Source organism: Desulfitobacterium sp. THU1 (assembly GCF_038181555.1).
Lineage (GTDB): Bacteria > Bacillota > Desulfitobacteriia > Desulfitobacteriales > Desulfitobacteriaceae > Desulfitobacterium.
Genome location: NZ_JBBWUA010000026.1, coordinates 23569 through 43397, shown reverse-complemented (window position 1 = coordinate 43397; position 19829 = coordinate 23569). Strand labels below are relative to the sequence as shown.

18 protein-coding genes are annotated in these 19829 nt (G+C 43.6%); 14 read left to right on the top strand and 4 right to left on the bottom strand.

Going from position 1 to position 19829, the window contains the following annotated elements:
* Positions 1 to 233 precede the first annotated feature (233 nt).
* The 7 genes from AAC978_RS15150 to AAC978_RS15120 all read left to right on the top strand — a co-directional run bounded on the left by AAC978_RS15150 (position 234) and on the right by AAC978_RS15120 (position 7265).
* Positions 234 to 977 carry an ABC transporter ATP-binding protein gene (locus tag AAC978_RS15150; RefSeq protein WP_341548903.1) on the top strand — a complete coding sequence of 248 codons (744 nt, stop codon included), beginning with the start codon at positions 234 to 236 and terminating at the stop codon, positions 975 to 977.
* Positions 946 to 1698, top strand: coding sequence for an ABC transporter permease (locus tag AAC978_RS15145; RefSeq protein WP_341548902.1), 753 nt, complete (start codon positions 946 to 948; stop codon positions 1696 to 1698). The genes AAC978_RS15150 and AAC978_RS15145 overlap by 32 nt, the downstream gene beginning before the upstream one ends.
* A gap of 8 nt (positions 1699 to 1706) precedes the next feature.
* Complete coding sequence (locus tag AAC978_RS15140; RefSeq protein ID WP_341548901.1) at positions 1707 to 3161, top strand: sensor histidine kinase; 1455 nt, start codon at positions 1707 to 1709, stop codon at positions 3159 to 3161.
* Positions 3158 to 3856, top strand: a complete 699-nt coding sequence (locus AAC978_RS15135) for a response regulator transcription factor (RefSeq protein WP_341548900.1) — start codon at positions 3158 to 3160, stop codon at positions 3854 to 3856. Before AAC978_RS15140 ends, AAC978_RS15135 begins: the two co-directional genes overlap by 4 nt.
* A 194-nt stretch (positions 3857 to 4050) precedes the next feature.
* On the top strand, positions 4051 to 4818 hold the full coding sequence (gene larB, locus AAC978_RS15130; RefSeq protein WP_341548899.1) for a nickel pincer cofactor biosynthesis protein LarB: 768 nt from the start codon (positions 4051 to 4053) through the stop codon (positions 4816 to 4818).
* A gap of 252 nt (positions 4819 to 5070) precedes the next feature.
* Positions 5071 to 6039: a (Fe-S)-binding protein gene (locus tag AAC978_RS15125; protein ID WP_341548908.1), complete on the top strand. Its 969-nt coding sequence runs from the start codon at positions 5071 to 5073 to the stop codon at positions 6037 to 6039.
* On the top strand, positions 6036 to 7265 hold the full coding sequence (locus AAC978_RS15120) for a lactate utilization protein B (protein ID WP_341548898.1): 1230 nt from the start codon (positions 6036 to 6038) through the stop codon (positions 7263 to 7265). Before AAC978_RS15125 ends, AAC978_RS15120 begins: the two co-directional genes overlap by 4 nt.
* An 86-nt stretch (positions 7266 to 7351) precedes the next feature.
* Here AAC978_RS15120 and AAC978_RS15115 read toward each other — a convergent pair whose 3' ends face one another.
* Together AAC978_RS15115 and AAC978_RS15110 are read right to left on the bottom strand one after the other, a co-directional pair.
* Positions 7352 to 8710 (bottom strand): MATE family efflux transporter, encoded by a 1359-nt coding sequence (locus tag AAC978_RS15115; RefSeq protein ID WP_341548897.1) that lies wholly within the window; start codon positions 8708 to 8710, stop codon positions 7352 to 7354.
* Positions 8711 to 8821: 111 nt separating this feature from the next.
* The gene (locus AAC978_RS15110; RefSeq protein WP_341548896.1) at positions 8822 to 9418 is read right to left on the bottom strand and encodes a hypothetical protein; all 597 of its coding nucleotides are present in this window, start codon (positions 9416 to 9418) and stop codon (positions 8822 to 8824) included.
* Between the two features lie 168 nt (positions 9419 to 9586).
* Here AAC978_RS15110 and trkA point away from each other — a divergent pair, with 168 nt between their 5' ends.
* From trkA to AAC978_RS15095, 3 genes are read left to right on the top strand one after another with little or no spacing between them, the layout of a single operon-like run.
* Positions 9587 to 10939 carry a Trk system potassium transporter TrkA gene (gene trkA / locus AAC978_RS15105; protein ID WP_341548895.1) on the top strand — a complete coding sequence of 451 codons (1353 nt, stop codon included), beginning with the start codon at positions 9587 to 9589 and terminating at the stop codon, positions 10937 to 10939.
* A gap of 1 nt (position 10940) precedes the next feature.
* Positions 10941 to 12398: a TrkH family potassium uptake protein gene (locus tag AAC978_RS15100; protein WP_341548894.1), complete on the top strand. Its 1458-nt coding sequence runs from the start codon at positions 10941 to 10943 to the stop codon at positions 12396 to 12398.
* Positions 12399 to 12432: 34 nt separating this feature from the next.
* Positions 12433 to 13890: a TrkH family potassium uptake protein gene (locus AAC978_RS15095; RefSeq protein ID WP_341548893.1), complete on the top strand. Its 1458-nt coding sequence runs from the start codon at positions 12433 to 12435 to the stop codon at positions 13888 to 13890.
* A 499-nt stretch (positions 13891 to 14389) separates the two neighbouring features.
* Here the strand turns inward: AAC978_RS15095 and AAC978_RS15090 are convergent, their stop codons facing one another.
* Both AAC978_RS15090 and AAC978_RS15085 read right to left on the bottom strand, forming a co-directional pair.
* A complete protein-coding gene (locus AAC978_RS15090; RefSeq protein ID WP_341548907.1) occupies positions 14390 to 15226 on the bottom strand; it encodes a CvfB family protein in 837 nt (278 codons plus the stop codon).
* Between the two features lie 12 nt (positions 15227 to 15238).
* Positions 15239 to 16468: an aminopeptidase gene (locus AAC978_RS15085; RefSeq protein WP_341548892.1), complete on the bottom strand. Its 1230-nt coding sequence runs from the start codon at positions 16466 to 16468 to the stop codon at positions 15239 to 15241.
* Positions 16469 to 16807: 339 nt separating this feature from the next.
* On the opposite strand from AAC978_RS15085, the gene AAC978_RS15080 reads away from it, so the two are divergent.
* Genes AAC978_RS15080 through AAC978_RS15065 form a run of 4 tightly spaced genes read left to right on the top strand, consistent with a single transcriptional unit; the run spans position 16808 to position 19638 of the window.
* Positions 16808 to 17398: a DUF1836 domain-containing protein gene (locus tag AAC978_RS15080; protein WP_341548891.1), complete on the top strand. Its 591-nt coding sequence runs from the start codon at positions 16808 to 16810 to the stop codon at positions 17396 to 17398.
* Between the two features lie 45 nt (positions 17399 to 17443).
* Positions 17444 to 17920, top strand: a complete 477-nt coding sequence (locus AAC978_RS15075; RefSeq protein ID WP_341548890.1) for an NfeD family protein — start codon at positions 17444 to 17446, stop codon at positions 17918 to 17920.
* 47 nt (positions 17921 to 17967) lie between these two features.
* Positions 17968 to 18963, top strand: a complete 996-nt coding sequence (gene floA / locus AAC978_RS15070) for a flotillin-like protein FloA (protein ID WP_341548889.1) — start codon at positions 17968 to 17970, stop codon at positions 18961 to 18963.
* Between the two features lie 15 nt (positions 18964 to 18978).
* Positions 18979 to 19638: a hypothetical protein gene (locus tag AAC978_RS15065; protein WP_341548888.1), complete on the top strand. Its 660-nt coding sequence runs from the start codon at positions 18979 to 18981 to the stop codon at positions 19636 to 19638.
* The last annotated feature ends 191 nt before the right edge of the window (positions 19639 to 19829 follow it).

The following is a 19829-nucleotide window of genomic DNA, read 5'->3' as shown; positions in this document are numbered from 1 at the left end:
CCGATCCACACTGGCTGTAATTCGGAATCATGTCAAATTCCTTGGCGATTGAGATGGCAATCTGATTATCTTTACCCAAGTTAGACACAATACATTGGCTGTGAACGTCGCAATTTTGTTCTGAGCTGTGTATCAATTGCCTAGAATAGAACAAATAAGCTTTCCACTATGATAAGGCTGCCGGGGGTTACTCCGGCAGCTCCTTTTAAGACTTTTAGATGGAGGATCATCCAATGGAAAAAGTCATCGAGATTCAGAATCTCACAAAACTCTATAAAAATGGACGTGGTGTTAACGATTTGACCCTCGATATCTACCGTGGGGAAATTTTTGGCTTCCTCGGGCCCAACGGAGCGGGTAAGACAACGGCTATGAAGATTATGACTGGATTAATTTCCGCCGATCGGGGAGATGTGAAGATATTTGGTCATAGTATTCGTGACGAGTATGAGAAGGCGATGGCCCAGGTGGGATGTATCATCGAAGTTCCGGAATCCTATCCTTATCTAACAGCCTACGAAAACTTAAGGCAGCTTGCTCGTTTTTATCCTGAGATTGATAAAAAGAGAATCGAGGAAGTTTTAGAGTTAACAGGCATGCTCCGCTACAAAAATGAGAAGCCACAGCGTTTTTCCCTAGGCATGAAACAACGCTTAGGAATCTCGGCCGCCATTTTGGCGCGTCCCCAAGTCGTCATCCTCGATGAGCCCTTAAATGGACTCGATGTGGAAGGAATGATTGATATCCGCAAGCTTATTTTACATTTAGCTGAAACGGAGAAAACCACCTTCTTTATCTCCAGTCACTTAATTCACGATGTGGAGCTTACCTGTAATAAAATTGGGGTCATCTATAATAGTATGCTTCTCAATGTCCAGAGTAGAGAGGAGATCCTCAAGGATTATGCCACCTTGGAAAATTATTTTGTGAGTGAGGTAGAACGAAATGGCCGTCTTTCAAGCAGCCTTTATCAATGAGCTGGAAAAGCTCTGTAAAAAGAAAAAAGCTGTCGTAGCCATCATCCTTTCCTTGCTAATTATCGTCGTCGGACAGTTGATGGTCCTCGGAGTAAGGACAGGGTTTGGTATACGCGGTGCTGGCAGTATGGATTTCCCCATGTTGGTTCTGTCAGTTGCGATCAACACCGTCATTCCTTTGTTTACAGCTTTGGTTGCTATCGACAGCTTTTCCGGAGAATTCGCTCAAAATACCATGCGGATAACTCTTACGAGACCTGTAAGCCGTTTTAAGCTGTTCACGGCCAAGGTATCGGCAATCGGACTTTTTGTCTTAGCTAATCTTGCCCTGCTGCTGGTCTTCTCTGTGCTCGCCGGATTACTTTTTAGTGGGGATGCGATGACCTGGGGCGGATTTTTTAAGACGATCGTAGCCTATGGAGTCAGCTTTCTGCCAATGTTTATCCTTGCTTTGGGCATCGTTCTTTTGGCAAATATTTTAAAAAGCGGAATCTCGGTCTTTTTTGTAACGATCTTACTCGTTCTTGTCTGCAAGGGGCTAGGATTGTTTTTTAGTCAATACTCAGGCCTTTTGATCACGACCTATTTTGATTGGTATAGCCTTTGGTTGGCGAATTCCGTTCCCTTACTGAAAATTCTCCGCCAGTTTTTCTTTATGCTGGGCTATGGCATGATGTTTTTTACTGGGGCCTTTTATCTGTTTGATAAAAAAGAATTCTAGGTGGTAGCATGAATCTGCAACGAAGACTTATTTTTGCCAACGCTTTAACCGTAATCATTCCTTTATTGATTACGGTTCTTTGCGCGTGGACTTATATATACGTGACCGGGAAGATTGTCGGTACGGAACAATCTCTCAAAAATACCCAGGAGATCACCCAGCTGACATTTGACCTTGTAGGCAGTGAGCAAAGCATTCTTCGTAAATATCCGGAGAGAATCGAGGATCCCGGTTTTCAGAGTCAGATCATCAATCGCATAGCCGCTGTTGATGGAGAAGTGGCTGCCCTTCAAGGAGACACAGTATTATTTTCCTCACATAATCTGACGAAGATTGATGTGGTAAGGTTGTTAGGAAGCTCAGGATGGTTTAAAAAGGATACCATAACCCTCGGTAGCGAAACCTATAGTGTTCAGCCTATTGACTTAAGCTTAGCCACAGATAATCAGGAAAGCACAATTCTGTTTTTTTTAGTACCCTTTGACCCGGCTTCTTTTAACCTTACGAACTTCATCACCTTTTGTGCCATTATTTTTGTTCTTACTTTTATTGCAGCTAATGTCTATATGTCCCGTTATTTCTCTCGTGGCATTATCTTTCCCCTGAATAATCTGCGTAAGGCTGCTAAGGAAATTACCTTGGGCAATCTTAATCATGAGATTGTCAGTGAGGGAGATAAGGAACTGCGTGAGCTCTGCTACGACCTTGAGCGGATGCGCATCCAATTGAAAAACTCAGTCCATAACCAGCTAAAATATGAAGATAATCGCAAAATGATGATCACCAGCATATCTCATGATTTAAAGACTCCGGTCACCTCCATCAAAGGGTATGTCGAGGGGTTATTAGATGGCATCGCTAATTCGCCGGAAAAGAAAGAGAAATATCTACGGACAATCTATCGTAAGGCGGAACAGATGGATACGATGATTGATGATCTGCTGCTTTATGCAAAATTGGATCTCAATCAAATCCCCTTTAATTTGCAAATTACCAATGTAGAAGAATTTCTTAGGGATGGGTTCCGAGAAATTGAACCGGAGATGGAACGCAACGGAATCATCATGCACTTTAATAGTGAACTCAAAGAAGCGTGTGCAATTCCTCTGGACCGGGAACGCATGATGCGTGTTATAATGAACATTATCGATAACTCGCGTAAATATATGAATAAGGAAGAGGGAAGGATTACTCTTTCTGTTCGCGAAACCCATTCCAGTGTCATCATCGAAGTTCAAGACAATGGTAGTGGTATTCCTGATCTAGAAGTGAAACAAATTTTTGAACGTTTTTATCGGACAGATCGAGCACGCAGTGAGATAAAGGGCAGTGGTCTGGGGTTAGCCATTGCCAAGCAAATTGTGGAAGGTCATGAGGGACGTATTTGGGCTATCAGCAGGTTGGGAGAAGGGACCAGTATAGTTATCTCTCTTCCAAACACAATCAGGGGGGCAGATTCATGAAACGAATTCTCATTGTTGAAGATGACTCCAGCATTGCCGAGTTAGAAAGAGATTATTTAGAGGTGGCGGGCTTTGCGGTCTCTGTTGCCACGGATGGTGTTGACGGTCTGCGGGCGATTCAGAATAATGAATACGATCTTATCATTCTTGATATTATGTTGCCAGGATTAGATGGACTAGAAATTCTTAAAAGCATGAAGGAAGATAAAGACATCCCGGTACTCTTAGTTTCAGCCAAGAAAGAAGAAATCGATAAAATTAAAGGATTAAGCCTAGGGGCTGATGACTATATTACCAAACCATTTAGCCCGGGGGAACTCGTTGCTAGAGTTAAGGCCCATATCGAAAACTATGAACGTATCAAGGAACGGTTTAATGCCGGAATGAAAAAGCGCCAATCGATAACGATTCGCGGGCTTAAAATTGAAAAGGATTCCCGCAGGGTCTTTGTCAATAATCAAGAGGTTAACCTCGCTCAAAAGGAATTTGATTTGCTAATCTACTTAGCTCAAAATCCCAATCGTGTCTTTGGTAGGGAAGAGCTCTTTGAAAGAATCTGGGGACTCGAATCCTTAGGAGATTCGGCAACCGTAACGGTTCACATCGCGAGAATCCGAGAAAAGATTGAGATCGATCCCTCCAAACCACAATATATTGAGACCGTTTGGGGGGCAGGCTATCGTTTCCGAGTGTAAATTCCATTTAATCTATGATGGTCCTTTCAATAAGGAGAGTGGACAAGGCTAGTGTTTTCTGCTCTCCTTATCTATGTTCATTAAACTTGTACTTTGCCAAAATTTAAAGTGTTTGGATAATCTTATTGATTTTAATGCCATAACTATTGTGCTATAATCTACAATTATGTGTTATGGAAGTTATGGAGGAAAGAATGAACCAAGAGCAGTTGTTGGCCTTACTTCAAGGAGTAAAAGAGGGATCTATTTCTCTTGATAGCGCCTTGAATGAACTGAAAAGCTTACCTTATGAAGATTTAGGCTTTGCTAAAGTGGATCATCATCGAACCATCCGCAATGGTTTCCCGGAAGTCGTTTTTTGTCACGGAAAGACTAAAGAGCAGATCGTGCAAATTTTGATGAATCTTGCAAAGTACGATAATAATATCTTAGCAACACGGGCAACCCCAGATGACTTTGCTAGTGTTAAAGAAGCGATTCCCGAGGCGGTCTATTCTGAGCTTGCTCGTGTGATTACAATAATTAAGAAACCCCTTCTCAAGCGAGGGAAGGTCCTCATCCTTAGCGCCGGGACAGCCGATTTACCGGTAGCTGAAGAGGCGGCAATGACCGCAGATATCATGGGCTGTCAGGTCGAGCGACTCTATGATGTGGGTGTAGCGGGGATTCACCGTTTACTCGATAATACTGACCGCTTTAAAGATGCTCAGGTGCTTATCGTGGTCGCCGGTATGGAGGGTGCCTTAGCCAGTGTCGTAGGCGGGCTGACGGATAAACCGATTATTGCCGTGCCTACAAGTGTTGGTTATGGTGCTAGTTTTGGTGGTCTTGCTGCTTTATTGGCTATGCTAAATAGTTGCTCCGCAGGCATTGGTGTTGTCAATATAGATAATGGCTTTGGCGCAGGGGTCTTAGCTAATACAATCATTAAAGCGATTCACGCTGCGAAGTATGATGAATAATTAATTGAATAAGATATACTTATTGGTTGAAAAGAGCTAATCAGCATAGTATAATTCTCCTTGTGTCCTTTTTCTCTCACATTATGTAGGTATTAGTACGGCATACTTTAAAAATAATACATAATACATTGAGAAATTGTGTTTACAAGGATATCTTTTATTCAGTAATCTATAATTATACGTATTTCGAAAAAGGCGGTGAATTTTGTGGCAATCAACCCTATTGACAAGCTAACTACAGTGGAACGCAAGATGCCACCTGTATTAGAATTAATTCGCGGAAATATTATTAAGTATGGTAATCCTTTAGCACTTAAGGGCAGTGAAATATCTGCTTGGGCCAAAGGACTTAATCTGCCTAAAACTGGAGATCTTCTTTTTTACACAGGCGGGGAATATCAACTTCTTCCTTTTATTGATTCCTTAGTGAAAACTATGACCGTCATGGATCCTAACAGTGCCACATTCTCAGCACTGCTCGGGATACGCAATATTGTTAACAGGACAGGTCTTGCACCGGAAAAGATTTATGCCTCTCTATTAGCTCAAGACAAGGATCGCTTTAATGCCGTTTCCTATAAAGCAGCGCGGATTCTCCAAAGCTTGGGTTATGATTTTTGTTATTCTGGGGAGGATGAATTATATAGCGGTGCCCTACTTTATGAACTGGGATACTGGGATGACCTCGCTGAATACGGAAAAAGAGTGGCTAAGGTTTTTCAGGAGAGTCAAGCCAAGACCATCGTCTGTCTTTCGCCACATGCCGCGGAAGTTATTAAAATCATCTACCCCAAATTTGGCATTCACCATGATCTAGAGGTTAAGACCTTTGTGCAACTCGTATGGGAACAAAGAGACAAATTACCTAAGCTCAATACGAAGGAATCTGTGGTTATCCATGATTCTTGTCGTCTTGCTCGTGATTTGGGTATCACAGAAGAGATTCGTGAGATCCTGATGGCGATGGGGGTTGAATTTAAAGAACCTTATCGTAATCGTGCCTGGACGACCTGCTGTGGTGGGCCCAATAAATTTATGTTCCCAGAGCTATCCCATACCATCGCTGAGAGACGCGTTGGCGAACTTCAGGACACAGGCGCAGATCTTATTCTTACCTCCTGTCCCTATTGCCTTTCTTCCTTGAAGGGCGGAATCAAGAGCAAGGACAAGGATGGGATTGCTGACTTAATTGAATTCTTATATAAGGGGATAGTGGGATGAGTGAAAAATCAACCTCAAAGGTACAAAAGGAGTTTAAAACATACTCCAAAGAAATAGATCGTTCACAGCATGATGAAAATATCCGCAAAGCCATTACCAGGGCAGTGAAAGCTTATCGTGAGACCACGGATGCCACGATGGAACGTTTTCCCCATACTCCGGAGCTGGCGGCTGAAGTGCGTGAAATCAAGCGCCGTTCCGTAGAGCAGAGAAAAGAGCTGCTTGCTCAAGCTATGGAGTCCGTAGAACGGAACAAGGGCAAAGCCTTTTTTGCCAAGGACCGGCATGAGGCCTTGGTCATGGCCAGTGAAATTATCGGCAAAGGAAAAACTATCGTTAAAGGGAAAAGTATGTTAGGTGAAGAGCTTCATCTTCGGGAATATCTAGAAGAAGAGGGGAACCAAGTTTGGGAAACCGATCTGGGAGAATTCATCCTTCAACTTAAAAAAGATCGCCCCATGCATATTCTTTCCCCGGCTATTCATGTACCGCGGGAGAAAGTGGCGGAGATCTTTACCGAATTTTTCGGTAAGGAGATCGAGCCGGATATTGCCAAAGAAGTGGCGGTCGTTCGCGATTTTATGAGGGAAAAGTATTTTACAGCCGATGTTGGAATCAGCTCCGCAAACGTGGTGGCTGCCGATACAGGGGCCTTTGTTATTATTGAAAATGAAGGAAATGTCCGACTTTGTACAGCTGCTCCTCCGGTTCACCTCTTGATTGTCGGAACAGAGAAACTTGTCCCTACCTTCCAGGAGGCCATGAAAGTGGCTGAAGTGACATGGCGTTATGCTCAGTACGGTGTTCCTTCCTATGTAAATATAGTCACCGGCCCTAGTAAAACCGGGGATATTGAGAAAGTCACGACCTATGGTGCCCATGGCCCTAAAGAGTTCTATGTGATTTTCGTAGATAATGGACGGTCAGAGATGGAGGCTGATGATGATTTCAAGCAAGCTTCCCACTGTATGCGTTGCGGAGGCTGTATGTATGAATGTCCTGTCTTCCAAATCACTGCAGGGAGTTTCGGTGAAACCTATCTTGGCGGTATCGGCACCATCTGGAATGTCTTTACCTCGGGAGGCCTAGAAGCTACAGCCCCGCAAATTCATACCTGTCTTCGTTGCGGACGTTGTGTAGAACGCTGCCCGATGCAGATTGACGTGCCCAATATGGTGGGTGAGCTAAGAAAGCGGTTGGCCAACGGAGAAGTTATGGATAAGTAAGTTTTTGATAAGTAATAGAAGAGCGCCCCTTGGTTTATGGAATTTTCCATTGCCGAGGGGCGCTTTTACTTTTGCATGTCAGACTTTTAACCAGAAGATAGTGCCGCTTGCTTTCCTTGTATGAATTTTAGCCTGAACAATAAGCAGAAGGCATTAAGGGTTATGCCGGTGATTAAGCCAAGCCAGAATCCAAAGGCGCCTAAGGAAGTCGTGGTTGCTAGGAAGTAACCCGTGGGAAGGGCGACCAACCAATAGGAGACGAGGGCCGTAATGAAGGGCATATTAACATCTTTATACCCTCGCAAAATTCCTTGAATAGGAGTGGCAAGGGAATCTGAGAATTGAAAGAAGATAGCATAGATGAGAAAGTGTTGGGCAAGCTGAATGACGTCTTGTTCTTTTGAATAAAGTCCGGCAACTTGCTCTCTAAAGAGATAGAGGAGAAAGGCGGTGAGCAGAGCCATACTGAAGGAGAAGCCAAGACCAATGAATGAATAGTGACGGGCATCGCGATATCTTCGGGCACCTACCTCAAAGCCCACCAAAATGGTTAAAGAAATTGAAAAACTCAGGGGCACCATATAGATCATGGAAGCAAAATTCATAGCGCTCTGATGAGCAGCAATGGTCAAGGTATTAAAGCTACTCATCAACAGGGTTACTGCGGAAAAAATACTTGTTTCAAGAAAAATTGAAAGGCCAATGGGAATACCCATGGTCAAATGTTCCCGCCAAGCTCGCCAGGAGTAGGTAGGGAAGTGGCTAAAGAGTTTGTATTCTGAAAAATAAGGATGACGATGAAGGGTGAATATAGCAATAATCGTCAAGCAATAATAGGTTATGGAAGAAGCAATACCAGCACCAATTCCGCCTAAGCTAGGGAAGCCCAGTTTACCAAATATTAATACGTAATTAAGACCAATATGGATCGGCAAGGAAAGGAGGGTGATGACCATGGTAATGCGAGTGTGTCCCAGTGCATCGATAAAACCTCTTAGTACTTGATAGATAAAATAGGGGGGAATTCCAAAGGCAATGGCCATTAGATATCCACGAGCAATATAAACAACTTGAGCTTCTAGATTCATTCTTGAAAAGATCCATTCTAAGCTATGCATTCCCATGAAGATAAGCAGCCCAGAGATGGTCAATGCCAAATAAATGCCTTGCATGACTTTCCCAGAAATTTCGGATTTGCGCTGGGCCCCAATTAAGTGCCCGACAATGGGGGTTATCGCAATCAATATTCCCCCGATACCTGTGCTGATGGGCGCCCATAGATTACCACCAATAGCTACACCGGCAAGATCAAGGGAGCTGGCTTGTCCGGACATCATGGTATCAAAAAACGTCATCGAGAATAATGCCACTTGAGAGATCAATATGGGAAAGAGAATACGGATAAATAGCTGGATTTTCTGTCTGATTGAATGGGTTTGTTTCATAATAATCCCTTCGCAGATGGATTTTCTACCGCATGTTGAATATCTTATCAGATGCAGGGTGAAAATCAAGGTCTCTGCGACACCAAATTAACAAGAGAATTTTGCAATTACCTAATCAAGGGGAGCTAGATTTCTTTCTTTAATGTATTGGATCACCCGATCTTTTTCGCCTGCTTCCATGTGAATCAAGGGCTGGACTCGCTCTTGATAGACACCAGGCCATTTAATGAAAATCGTTTGAGCAAAGGAATCTTTGAGGATCGGATCCCAATAATCCAAGCGAATGACGATATAGTAAGCATCTAAATCCGGATAATTGGCATCAACATCATTGGCATCAACATCATTGGCATCAAGATAGAGGAGAAGGCTCGCTGCCGTATCGCGAGGAATATCATTGACGACACGATAAGTATCAATTAAAATTGGATTTTCAGTTAAATTCTCATGAAAAACCATGGTTTTACTAGTGAGTTCAGTGGCAGGATGGGTGCCGACGTTAAAAAATCTAAACTCTAGACTTACTTCATCCGCTAATTCAATACGCGGGGATTCTTTAAAAGTAAAATAGGGTCGTGATGCCTCACGCTGAGTTTGCCAAGTGTTAATGGTGATAAAAACACTGATCAAGGAGATGATAGCAAAAACTGCTGTTGATCCGGATACTAAAAATGTGGACAAGGTTATTTTTTTCATTTTTTCTAACATAGTCCCCCCAAAAGAAATTGCTGCAATAAAATTTATGAGCACAAAGGCGGAATCATTCATAGTACGGGGAATTTACCACCTATAAAAGTTTCAGCTTGATTGAAATATAACATTGTACTATGATGGTATGAAGGAAAAAAGAGTTGTTAGGCTTTGGAGGTAATACAAGTGCGTGTTGTAATCGTTGGGGCTGGTAAAGTGGGTTATAGTTTAGCTCAATATCTGACCCAGGAAGAACATGAAGTTATCGTCATTGAACAAGATGAAGAGCGTCGCAGTATTGTTCAAAATACCTTGGACGTGATGACGATATCGGGGAATGGTGCCAGTCCAGGTATGCTTTTGGATCCCGAAATCCGTAAAGCAGATCTCATGATCGCTGTCACGGATATGGATGAGGTCAATATGATTGCCTGTATGGCAGCTAAGCAAGCTGGTATACAACGAACGATTGCCCGCGTTCGCAACCAAGAATATGCCGAAAAGGATAAAGTGAAATTTAATGAGGCTTTAGGCATCGACTTAACGATTAATCCGGAGATGGTTACCGCTCTTGAAATCAAGCGTATCCTCCTGACTCCTGCCGCCTTAGATGTGGAGGATTTTGCTGACGATCGGGTAAGGATGATTGAAGTCAAGATTCCGGCGGATTCTAAACTAACTAACATCCCTTTGAAAAGATTGGATTTACCCTCCCATACTTTAGTAGCGGGAATTCTCCGCAATGATCGGATGCTTATCCCTCATGGAATAGATATGATTTTGCCTAATGATTGTGTCTTTTTTGTCGGCGAGTTTTCTTCCATAAAAAAGATCGAAGAGCATTTCACGGTTCGCAAGTCCAAGATTGAACGGGTGTTAATTATTGGGGCCGGAAGAATTGGTAGGCATTTAGCAATTATGCTGGAGAAAGTCGGTATCTCAGTTAAGGTCATCGATAAAGATATGGAACGATGCCAAGAATTGGCCGAAATTCTGGATGAGGGACTGGTTCTCTGTGGCGAAGGAACCGATATTGACTTATTGACAGAGGAGGGGGTAGGTGAAGCTGATGCAGTCATGTGTCTTACCGATGATGATAAGCTGAATTTACTTATTGCTCTTCTTGCTAAACACCTAGGTGCGCCGAAGACCTTTGTTCGTGTCGGGCGCTCCGATTATATATCCCTGATGGAGAAGGTCGGAGTTGATGTGGTGCTCTCGCCGCGTATCCTGACGGCAGGGGTTATACTACGCCAGGTCCGCCGCTCTGATGTGGTATCAGTCTCCCTGCTTGAGGGAGCAAAGGCCGAAGCCATGGAGATCATTGTTCCCGCTTCCAGTCCTGTGGCCAATAAGAAACTCAAGGATGCGAAGCTACCAAATAATTCACTGATCGGTAGTATCGTACGGGGCGCTGAAATCATCATTCCGAATGGTGATACAGTACTGATACCGGAAGACCGGGTTATTGTTTTTGCACTGCCGGATACAGTTCCCACTGTTGTTCGGTTGTTCGAGAATAAATTAGGGAGCAAATAAGATGAACATTCCCGTAATTTTGGGGTTGCTCGGAAGACTTCTCATCGTATATGCCGGTGCCATGAGTATTCCCTTGGTGTTGGCACTTGCCCTGGAGGAATGGAGTAGACTTGCCTTCCTCCTTTCTGTATTTCTTACCTTATTGACGGGATTAGTCTTTGCCCGACAGGCCAAGCTAACTGAGATGAAAATTGGGGTGCGTGAAGCTTTTGGATCTGTGGTGGGAGCTTGGATTCTTGCCTCTTTATTTGGGGCGTTGCCCTTTCAATTTGCTGATGTGGTGCCAACTTATATCGATGCGGTTTTTGAGACTGTATCAGGACTTACGACCACAGGCGCCAGCGTCATTCCCGATGTGGAGAGCTTGCCACAATCAATTCTGTTGTGGCGGAGTCTTACCCATTGGCTAGGTGGCATGGGAATTATCGTACTCTTTATAGTTTTACTTCCCAAAACTGATTTAGGAACGGTGCTCCTTTTTAACGCCGAGGTACCTGGCCCCACCCATGATCGTGTGATGCCGAGAATTCGTGATACGGCGATTACCCTGTGGAAAATTTACCTCATCTTTACGGCCATTTGCACACTACTCCTTTGGTCGGCGGGGATGACCTTTCTGGATGCGGTGAACAACTCTTTTGCGACAATTGCTACCGGGGGGTTCTCGACAAAAAACACGAGCATTATGTTTTATGATAGCCTAGCCATCGAGATGATTCTATCGTTCTTTATGATTGTCTCCGGAGCGAACTTCGTTATTTATCTGACGATTTGGCGCAAAAAAAGTCTTAAACCCTTCCGCAATACAGAACTAATAACCTATCTACTCATCATACTAGGTTCGACCTTGGTGATTGCGGGCAGCTTGTGGTTTAATATCGGCGAGTCGCCTTTATTGGCCGTGCGGCATGCCTTATTCCAAGTATCCTCAATTATTACGACTACTGGTTATGCCTCAGCAGATTTTGACCTATGGCCTTCGATGACGAAAATCATCTTATTTCTCCTCATGTTTATCGGCGGTAGTGCCGGATCAACTTCAGGAGGTATTAAGGTTTCTCGAATCATCCTGTTGGCAAAAAAGACTTGGGCTGAACTCAAAAGGGGAATTCATCCCCGAGTTATTTCCGGAATTAAACTCGATGGCAAGGTTATTGACACAGAGACCCTGAATCGTGTGGGGATTTTCTTTTTCCTTTATATCGTGACCTTTGCCGGAGCCAGCATTCTGATTGCCGGAACGGGATTAAAGCCCTTTGATGCGATGAGCGCTGTAGCCGCCACTCTCGGTAATGTGGGCCCCGGCTTTGGATTTGTCGGACCGACGACAACCTTTGCCGGTATTAACCTTTTCGGGAAAGCCGTCCTGACCGTTTGTATGCTAGTGGGACGTTTAGAATTCTTTACTTTGCTGATAATTTTCCGTCGTGAATTTTGGCGAAGACAAAAAACTTGGTAAGAGACTGGTATCATGAACGAGGAGCAAATCAAAGATGAATTATTCGCTGGTGCGAGGGATAGTAGGAAGACTTCTGATCGGCTATGCCTTGACAATGCTCATTCCCTTTATTCTTGCGGTTTTTAACAGAGAAAGCAGTAGTAGTGCGTTTTTATTATCCCTCACGATTACTGCTGTTCTTGGCTTTTTGATGTATCGGTTACGGGAATCAACTGAAGGAAAAATGGGAATACGCGAGAGCTTTGTCATTGTTGCCGGAGCATGGTTCTTCACGTCTCTTCTCGGTGCCTTGCCCTTTTGGATATCAGGCAGTGTCCCTACTTATATCGATGCCCTTTTTGAAGCCGTATCGGGCTTAACAACAACGGGTTCAAGTGTTATTGATGATGTTGAGATATTGCCCATGTCAATACTACTTTGGCGCAGTATCACCCATTGGCTGGGCGGCATGGGGATTATTGTCCTCTTCATTATTTTGTTGCCCAATACCGGCTTTGGGGCTGTGCAGCTTTTTAATGCGGAGGTTCCGGGTCCTTTAAGCAAGCGGATCATGCCCCGCATTCGAGATACAGCCATATCTCTTTGGCGGATCTATACATTTTTTACTTTAGTATTGATCGGGTTGCTCTTAGCCGCAGGATTGGATCTATTTGACGCTGTCAACAATGCTTTTTCGACGGTATCAGCCGGAGGATTTTCAACGAAAAACGCCAGCATTATGCACTACAACAGCCTAGCTATTGAAGGTATCATTATTGTATTTATTATTATTGCTGGGGGAAACTACCGCCTTTATCTCGAGGCCTGGACAAAGAAAAGCTTGAAACCCTTTAGGAATACCGAGTTTATTACTTATCTCAGCATTATTTGTGTCAGTACCGTGCTCATCATGGGAGGATTGTGGCTGACGCACGATAAGCCACCGGATTATGCCCTGCGTCACGGACTATTCCAAGTGGTCTCCATGGTTACGGGAACGGGTTTCGTTTCTACTGATTATGATCTGTGGCCGGCAATAACAAAGTTAATTTTGTTTGTGCTGATGTTTATTGGGGGATGCGCCGGATCAACAACCGGAGGCATAAAAATTGCTCGAATTATGCTTCTCACTAAACATACTTGGTCAATGCTGACGCGAGGATTACATCCTCAGGCAGTATCGAGTATTAAATTAGATGGGAAGCCGATTAATGCTGCAGCGGTCAATATGGTCAGTTTATTCTTCTTTCTTTATGTAGGGATTTTTGCTATAGCCACTATTCTAGTTGCCGGAACAGGGCTTGAGCCGATGGATGCAATGAGCGCTGTAGCAGCCTCCCTGGGTAATGTTGGACCCGGTTTTGGAATTGTCGGGCCGACGACTACTTTTGCCAGTGTCACTATATTTGGAAAGTCCGTTTTGATACTTTGCATGTTGCTTGGTCGATTGGAGCTTTTTACTTTGCTGATTTTATTGCGGCCTGAGTTTTGGAAGACGAAGAATAGATGGTAATTGGAAAAGGGGGCGTGAAATTAAGATTTCACACCCCCATTGCATATTCTTGAAAGATTGGGGTCGGGTAGCTTCTCACACATCGCTCACTCAGTAAGCTGCGCGCACCCGTTCTAACGCTCAAGCACTTCCTCCGTCGGGTGCTTTTCGCGAAGAACGGGTAGCTGCTCGCTTAAAATCGTTCACTATTGTGTGAGAAGCTACACTAATGGGTCTTTGCAAGTTGGATTTATTATATTTGAAAAGGTGCTGTGAAATCGTAATTTCACAGCACCTTTTACTTAAGTCTATTCAATTAATATTACTCTGTTCACTGAAATTTCTATAAAGCAACTCATACTTTCTGGTATCTAGTATAAATCTCTATGTCAAATTTGGCACTGGTGCAAAATTTGACATGCTAACTCGTCCAAGTAGCCTTGTTTCATACTCTTCAAAAAAGGAACAATGGGGTAGTGTTTTTACACTGAACCCCTTATTGATTTTATGGAAGTTAAACTTAAGGGAGCCTTAATTCGTCTCCCGACTTTTTGATGCGGCCGTTCTTTAGCAATACACCTACGGCGCGTTTAAAGGCGGCCTTGCTCATATGGAAGGTTTTTTCAATTTCATCCGGATCGGATTTTTCATTAAGAGGTAAGACGCCCCCATGAGCATTCAGGGCATTGATGAGAAGCTCGGCATCCACATTCATTTGTTGATGGGAAAGGTTACGTGGGGAGAGGTCTAGCTTGCCATCTTCGCGAACACGAATCACACGAGTCTGAACCCGATCACCCCACCGGAGATCTGAGTAGTTTTCTGAACGAGGAATGAGGCCCATATATTGGTTGTCTACGGCTACAAATACCCCGATTTCCGGATTGATTTGGTAGACTGTGCCCATGACATTATCGTTTTTCTGATAAGGAGAATCGGAGCGGAGAAGGCTATAGATATCTGTGGTGGCAGATATCCGTCCGCTCTTATCGAGATAAAGATAAACAAGATAGCTATGATCTATCTCAAGAGGGTGCTTTTGTTCGCGGAAGGGGAGAAAAAGGCCCCTTTCAATACCGAAGTCAAGATAAGCACCGAATTTTGTCTTGGCAGTCACCTTTAAGTAGGCAATTTCCCCCACTAAGGCTAAAGGTTTTTGGCGGGTAGCAATCAAACGATTTTCTGAATCATGATAGACAAATACTTCAAAAAGATCACCTTCTTGGACATTGTCGGGGCATTCATTGCCCGGTAGGAGCACATTGTCTTGGCGATTACCCGTCTCCGCATCAAGATAGGCTCCAAAAGAGGCTAGATTAGCGACCTTCAGTTGATTTATTTTTCCAACCTGGATGATGGTAAACCCTCCCTAAAACGCAAAATTTCCTTGGCTAAAAACTGGAACCTCATCACCTGAAGAGGTAATTCCGGTAATCTTTAAATCAGGTGTACCAATCATAAAATCTTCATGGACCATGGATTCATTCACACCGGCGGTTGTTAATTCACTTTCACTGAGCTTATCGCCGTTTTCGAGGCAGACAGGATAGGCTTTCCCGATTGCTAAGTGGCAAGCAGCGTTTTCATCAAAAAGGGTATTATAGAAAAGGATTTTCGAATTAGAGATGGGAGAATTGTCGGGAACTAGGGCTACTTCGCCTAGATAATGAGATCCTTCGTCAGTGTTAATTAAGGCCGCTAAACTCTCTAGCCCTTCTTCAGCACTAAAATCGATAATTCGACCGTCTTTAAAGGTCAGAGAAAAATTCTTGATGAGGCTGCCGTTGTAATTTAAGGGTAAAGAACTAAAAACTTTTCCATTCACCCCGGCCCTTTTAGGAAGGGTGAAGACCTCTTCGGTAGGCATATTAGCTATGAACTCGATACCTTCAGGTGTAATGTCTGCCCCCGCTACCCATAGATGACCCTCGGGCAACTCAATCCATAGATCTGTACCGAGGGAATTTTCAAAATGTAAGGTCCGGAATCGATGAGTGTTTAGGATATTCATGGAGCGATTTAAGTTCTCTTTGTGGATTTGCCAAGCCTTAACAGGATCTTCCTGATCAGCTCGAACTGATTTAAATATGGCGTCCCAAAGTTTGTCCATAGCTTCATTTATACTGACATTCGGGAAGACTTTCTTTGCCCAAGCCTGAGTAGGCACAGAAACAACGCACCAAGGATTATGATTGCTCATCAAGCGATCGCGGTATTCTTTGAGAGCGGTAGAGGATGCTCTTTGTGCTCTGACAATGCGGTCTGGATTGACCTCTTTCATTAGTTCGGGATCGGAGGCTGAGATGCTTAAAAAGGCCGCCCCTTGACGAGAATAGTCCAGATAAAAGGCTTTCTGCCATTCCGGAAATTCATCAAAGATGGCATCCGGTGCTTGCAGAAAACGTATTTTCGACATCAGTTCATCCTTCCAAAAAATCGCTACATCCTTGGCGCCTACTTGGTAGGCGATCCCTGCAATTTTCCGTGTAAACTCAGCGCACTCAAGAGGAGAGTTTATAACGAGTATCTGATTAGGTTGGAGATTGACTCCGGATTTAACAATAAGTTGAGCATATTTTTCAAGTAATTGATCATTCATTAGCGAGCAACTCCTTTACAAACCGATTAGTGTATTAATTACCCTCTAAAGATAAATTATAGCATAGCGGAGCCTTGGAGATAAAGCATGGGCTATACCATTAGTTATTCGCTAAAAAATATGTGAAGAAAAGCTAAAAATACATTGACATATGATCAAAGTGAACATATAATAAAATCATAAAGAATATATAAAGTAATTCTATGAATGCTGTGATATGTTCTAAAGGATGCCATGATGCCTTGACTTTGATAGGCTATCCCATATTAAAAATCGAAGGACAACACCCGATTTAAGTTTAACAGTGAAAAGCGAAATAATAAAAAGGAGGTGATATTCATGAATTCTTATCTCAAGGAAATTAGCGAGATTGCAAATCGCTATGAACCCAAAAAGAAGGCTTTACCTTATTTAGAGCTGGATTCCATGATGTTATCCCAAGTCGTCGAGGTCGCTCAACGAGTGAGTCATAATGATATAAATAACACGCATATTCAAAATTGGGTAAGAAGAGAATATTTGCCGCACCCTCAGAAAAAAAAGTATACCCGGGAGCAGGTTGCCAATATCCTCTTGTTGAATGATTTAAGAAACATCCTTTCCTTAGAGGATGCCTCTCAGTTATTAAGGTTTGTTAATTTAGACCTTAGTGATAATACAGATGACCGGATTAATCCGGCGAAGTTATATCGCTATTACAGCGAAATCTTTGATCTTACTCAAGCGGATTGGGTGACTTCCCTCGAGCAATTACCGGAAGAAGTTAATGAGGCACTATCTGGCGAAGAACTTAACCCGGAGGATAGAGATAAGGTAGCGGCTACCTTGGTTATTCTCAATCTTCTAGCGCGGGCTAATCTATATAAACAGATTGCCCAGGAGTGGTTGAAAAATATTCCTCAGCCAAACAATCCTCAGGAGAAGTCTTGATTAAATAGCATCTGCATTATAATAGAGGAGAGGAGGGAAGAATTTATGGTGACAAGTGGGATTGTGGCTCTGGTTATTTTAGGTTTGTCCTTTTTATTTCTAGAAATATTTATCCCCGGTGGAATTCTGGGAATAGTAGGATTGATCCTTTTGTCGGCAGGGATATTCCTGACCGCAGATTCGGTACTTCAAGGTGTTGCTTATGTGAGCAGTATGTTTCTCATCTTAGGTGTTCTCGTCGCTTTAAGCTTTCGCATTCCCCGTACAAGACGCTTTTGGCAACGTTTTTCATTAAACACCAAACAATCGAATCAAGAAGGCTATGTAGCCCCCACCGCAGATCTGGAAAACTATGTAGGGTGTGAAGGGGTTGCTCTTAGTCCCTTGCGTCCTGCTGGTACAGCTGAGGTCAATGGCCACAGACTGGATGTGGTTACGGAAGGGGGATTTATCGAAGTTAACCACCGTGTAAAAATTATCGCTGTCGAAGGAACTCGCGTCATAGTTCGGCAAATTTCCTAAATCAAATAATATAATTCGGGAGGTGGAGCCCCTAGGGGCGAATAAAAATGCTAATTGGAAACTTAATACCCATCATTCTTCTGGCGATAGCCTTTATCGTAATCAGTATACTGTTGACCTTTATTCCGGTAGGCCTCTGGATTTCTGCGCTGGCAGCTGGTGTAAATGTAGGAATCTTTACATTAATCGGGATGCGGTTAAGAAGGGTTACTCCTGCCAAGATTGTTAATCCCTTAATTAAAGCTCATAAAGCAGGTTTAAACGTAACAACGGCAAAACTAGAGGCCCATTATCTTGCGGGTGGTAACGTCGACAAAGTCATCAATGCTTTGATTGCAGCAGAGCGCGCAGCAATTCCTCTTCAGTTTGAAAGAGCTGCAGCCATCGACTTAGCTGGCCGTGATGTACTGCAAGCGGTCCAAATGTCCGTAAACCCAAAGGTTATTGAAACACCGATTGTTTCTGCGGTGGCTAAAAACGGAATTGAGCTTCGTGTAAAAGCACGGGTAACGGTTCGTGCTAACCTCGACCGTCTTGTCGGGGGAGCGGGGGAAGAAACCATCATTGCCCGTGTCGGGGAAGGTATCGTAACTAGTATCGGTTCGTCTCAATCCCATGAGCAAGTTTTGGAAAATCCCGACATGGTATCTCGTACTGTATTATCTAAAGGGCTTGACTCAGGAACAGCTTTTGAAATTCTTTCCATCGACATCGCCGATGTGGATGTAGGTAAGAATATCGGTGCCCAACTTCAAACAGATCAGGCAGAAGCAGACAAACGCATTGCCCAAGCAAAAGCAGAAGAGCGTCGTGCTATGGCTGTAGCTAGAGAGCAAGAGATGGTTGCTTATGTTCAAGAGATGCGTGCGAAGGTTGTTGAAGCGGAATCCGAAGTACCTAGAGCGTTATCGGAAGCTTTAAAAGAGGGAAAATTGGGAGTCATGGATTATTACAATATGCAAAATATTATGGCTGATACAAGTATGCGCGAAAACATTGCACGTACGGGCAATTCACAACAAGACCCCAACCCGAAAAAGTAGGGCGGTGAGGACTTAATGGATTTTTTTTCTTGGTTACCCATTATCATATTCATCTACGCAGCATCCACGATCTTTGGCACGAACCAGAAGAAACCACAAAACCGCCGTCCACCCTATAATCGACCACAGAACGGTCCCCAAAATAGTCGTCCTACCTCCTCTCAGCAGGAAACCAAGCAAAGCCGCCCACAATGGCGAGAGATGTTTGAGGAATTAGAACGAGAATTATTCCCTAAGGAAGTGCAAACAGACACCTCCTCCCGAACCTCTACGACCAAGCGTTATCCAACCTCCTCCCAAAGGTATGATAGTGAAGGAACTTCCGGGACAGAGGGATACGGCACCGAAGGTAGACCCAGTGAGGATTACTTGAGTGCTGAAGGTTCATGGGGTGTCGAGGGAACAAGTGGCAATGAAGGCAGTACCAGTAGGGAAGGTGCTTTAGGTAATGAGGGAACAAGCGGTAGAGAGGGTAACTTGGGCGTCGCTGGGGCAAAGAAGCCACAACTTGAATTGGTAGGCAAGCAAATATCCAATGTCGGCTATCCTCAACAACAGGCTGGATTTGCTTTTCCTAGCCAGGCTGTAAACCCACTGATCCAGGGTGTTATCTGGGCTGAAGTGCTGGGCAAACCCCGGGCACATAGCAAATTGGCCTATAAAAGAAGAGCCTAATAGAAAAGCATTCTAAATAGCAAGGTAATCGCCAGAGTCGTAAGAAACTCTGGCGATTTTTTATGGTTGATTTTGTTACCAACAATTGTATAATATGTGTAGATTACAGATTGAGAGGTGTTGAATTATGGAAAATAAAGAGTCGGTCATTGTAGCTAGATTAATTCAATTTTGTCAACGTCACGAAAGAC

Coding starts and splice junctions, on each gene's coding strand:
- AAC978_RS15150 (WP_341548903.1), top strand. CDS start 234: ATGGAAAAAGTCATCGAGATTCAGAATCTCACAAAACTCTATAAAAAT.
- AAC978_RS15145 (WP_341548902.1), top strand. CDS start 946: ATGGCCGTCTTTCAAGCAGCCTTTATCAATGAGCTGGAAAAGCTCTGT.
- AAC978_RS15140 (WP_341548901.1), top strand. CDS start 1,707: ATGAATCTGCAACGAAGACTTATTTTTGCCAACGCTTTAACCGTAATC.
- AAC978_RS15135 (WP_341548900.1), top strand. CDS start 3,158: ATGAAACGAATTCTCATTGTTGAAGATGACTCCAGCATTGCCGAGTTA.
- larB (WP_341548899.1), top strand. CDS start 4,051: ATGAACCAAGAGCAGTTGTTGGCCTTACTTCAAGGAGTAAAAGAGGGA.
- AAC978_RS15125 (WP_341548908.1), top strand. CDS start 5,071: ATGCCACCTGTATTAGAATTAATTCGCGGAAATATTATTAAGTATGGT.
- AAC978_RS15120 (WP_341548898.1), top strand. CDS start 6,036: ATGAGTGAAAAATCAACCTCAAAGGTACAAAAGGAGTTTAAAACATAC.
- AAC978_RS15115 (WP_341548897.1), bottom strand. CDS start 8,710: ATGAAACAAACCCATTCAATCAGACAGAAAATCCAGCTATTTATCCGT.
- AAC978_RS15110 (WP_341548896.1), bottom strand. CDS start 9,418: ATGTTAGAAAAAATGAAAAAAATAACCTTGTCCACATTTTTAGTATCC.
- AAC978_RS15100 (WP_341548894.1), top strand. CDS start 10,941: ATGAACATTCCCGTAATTTTGGGGTTGCTCGGAAGACTTCTCATCGTA.
- AAC978_RS15095 (WP_341548893.1), top strand. CDS start 12,433: ATGAATTATTCGCTGGTGCGAGGGATAGTAGGAAGACTTCTGATCGGC.
- AAC978_RS15085 (WP_341548892.1), bottom strand. CDS start 16,468: ATGAATGATCAATTACTTGAAAAATATGCTCAACTTATTGTTAAATCC.
- AAC978_RS15080 (WP_341548891.1), top strand. CDS start 16,808: ATGAATTCTTATCTCAAGGAAATTAGCGAGATTGCAAATCGCTATGAA.
- AAC978_RS15075 (WP_341548890.1), top strand. CDS start 17,444: ATGGTGACAAGTGGGATTGTGGCTCTGGTTATTTTAGGTTTGTCCTTT.
- floA (WP_341548889.1), top strand. CDS start 17,968: ATGCTAATTGGAAACTTAATACCCATCATTCTTCTGGCGATAGCCTTT.
- AAC978_RS15065 (WP_341548888.1), top strand. CDS start 18,979: ATGGATTTTTTTTCTTGGTTACCCATTATCATATTCATCTACGCAGCA.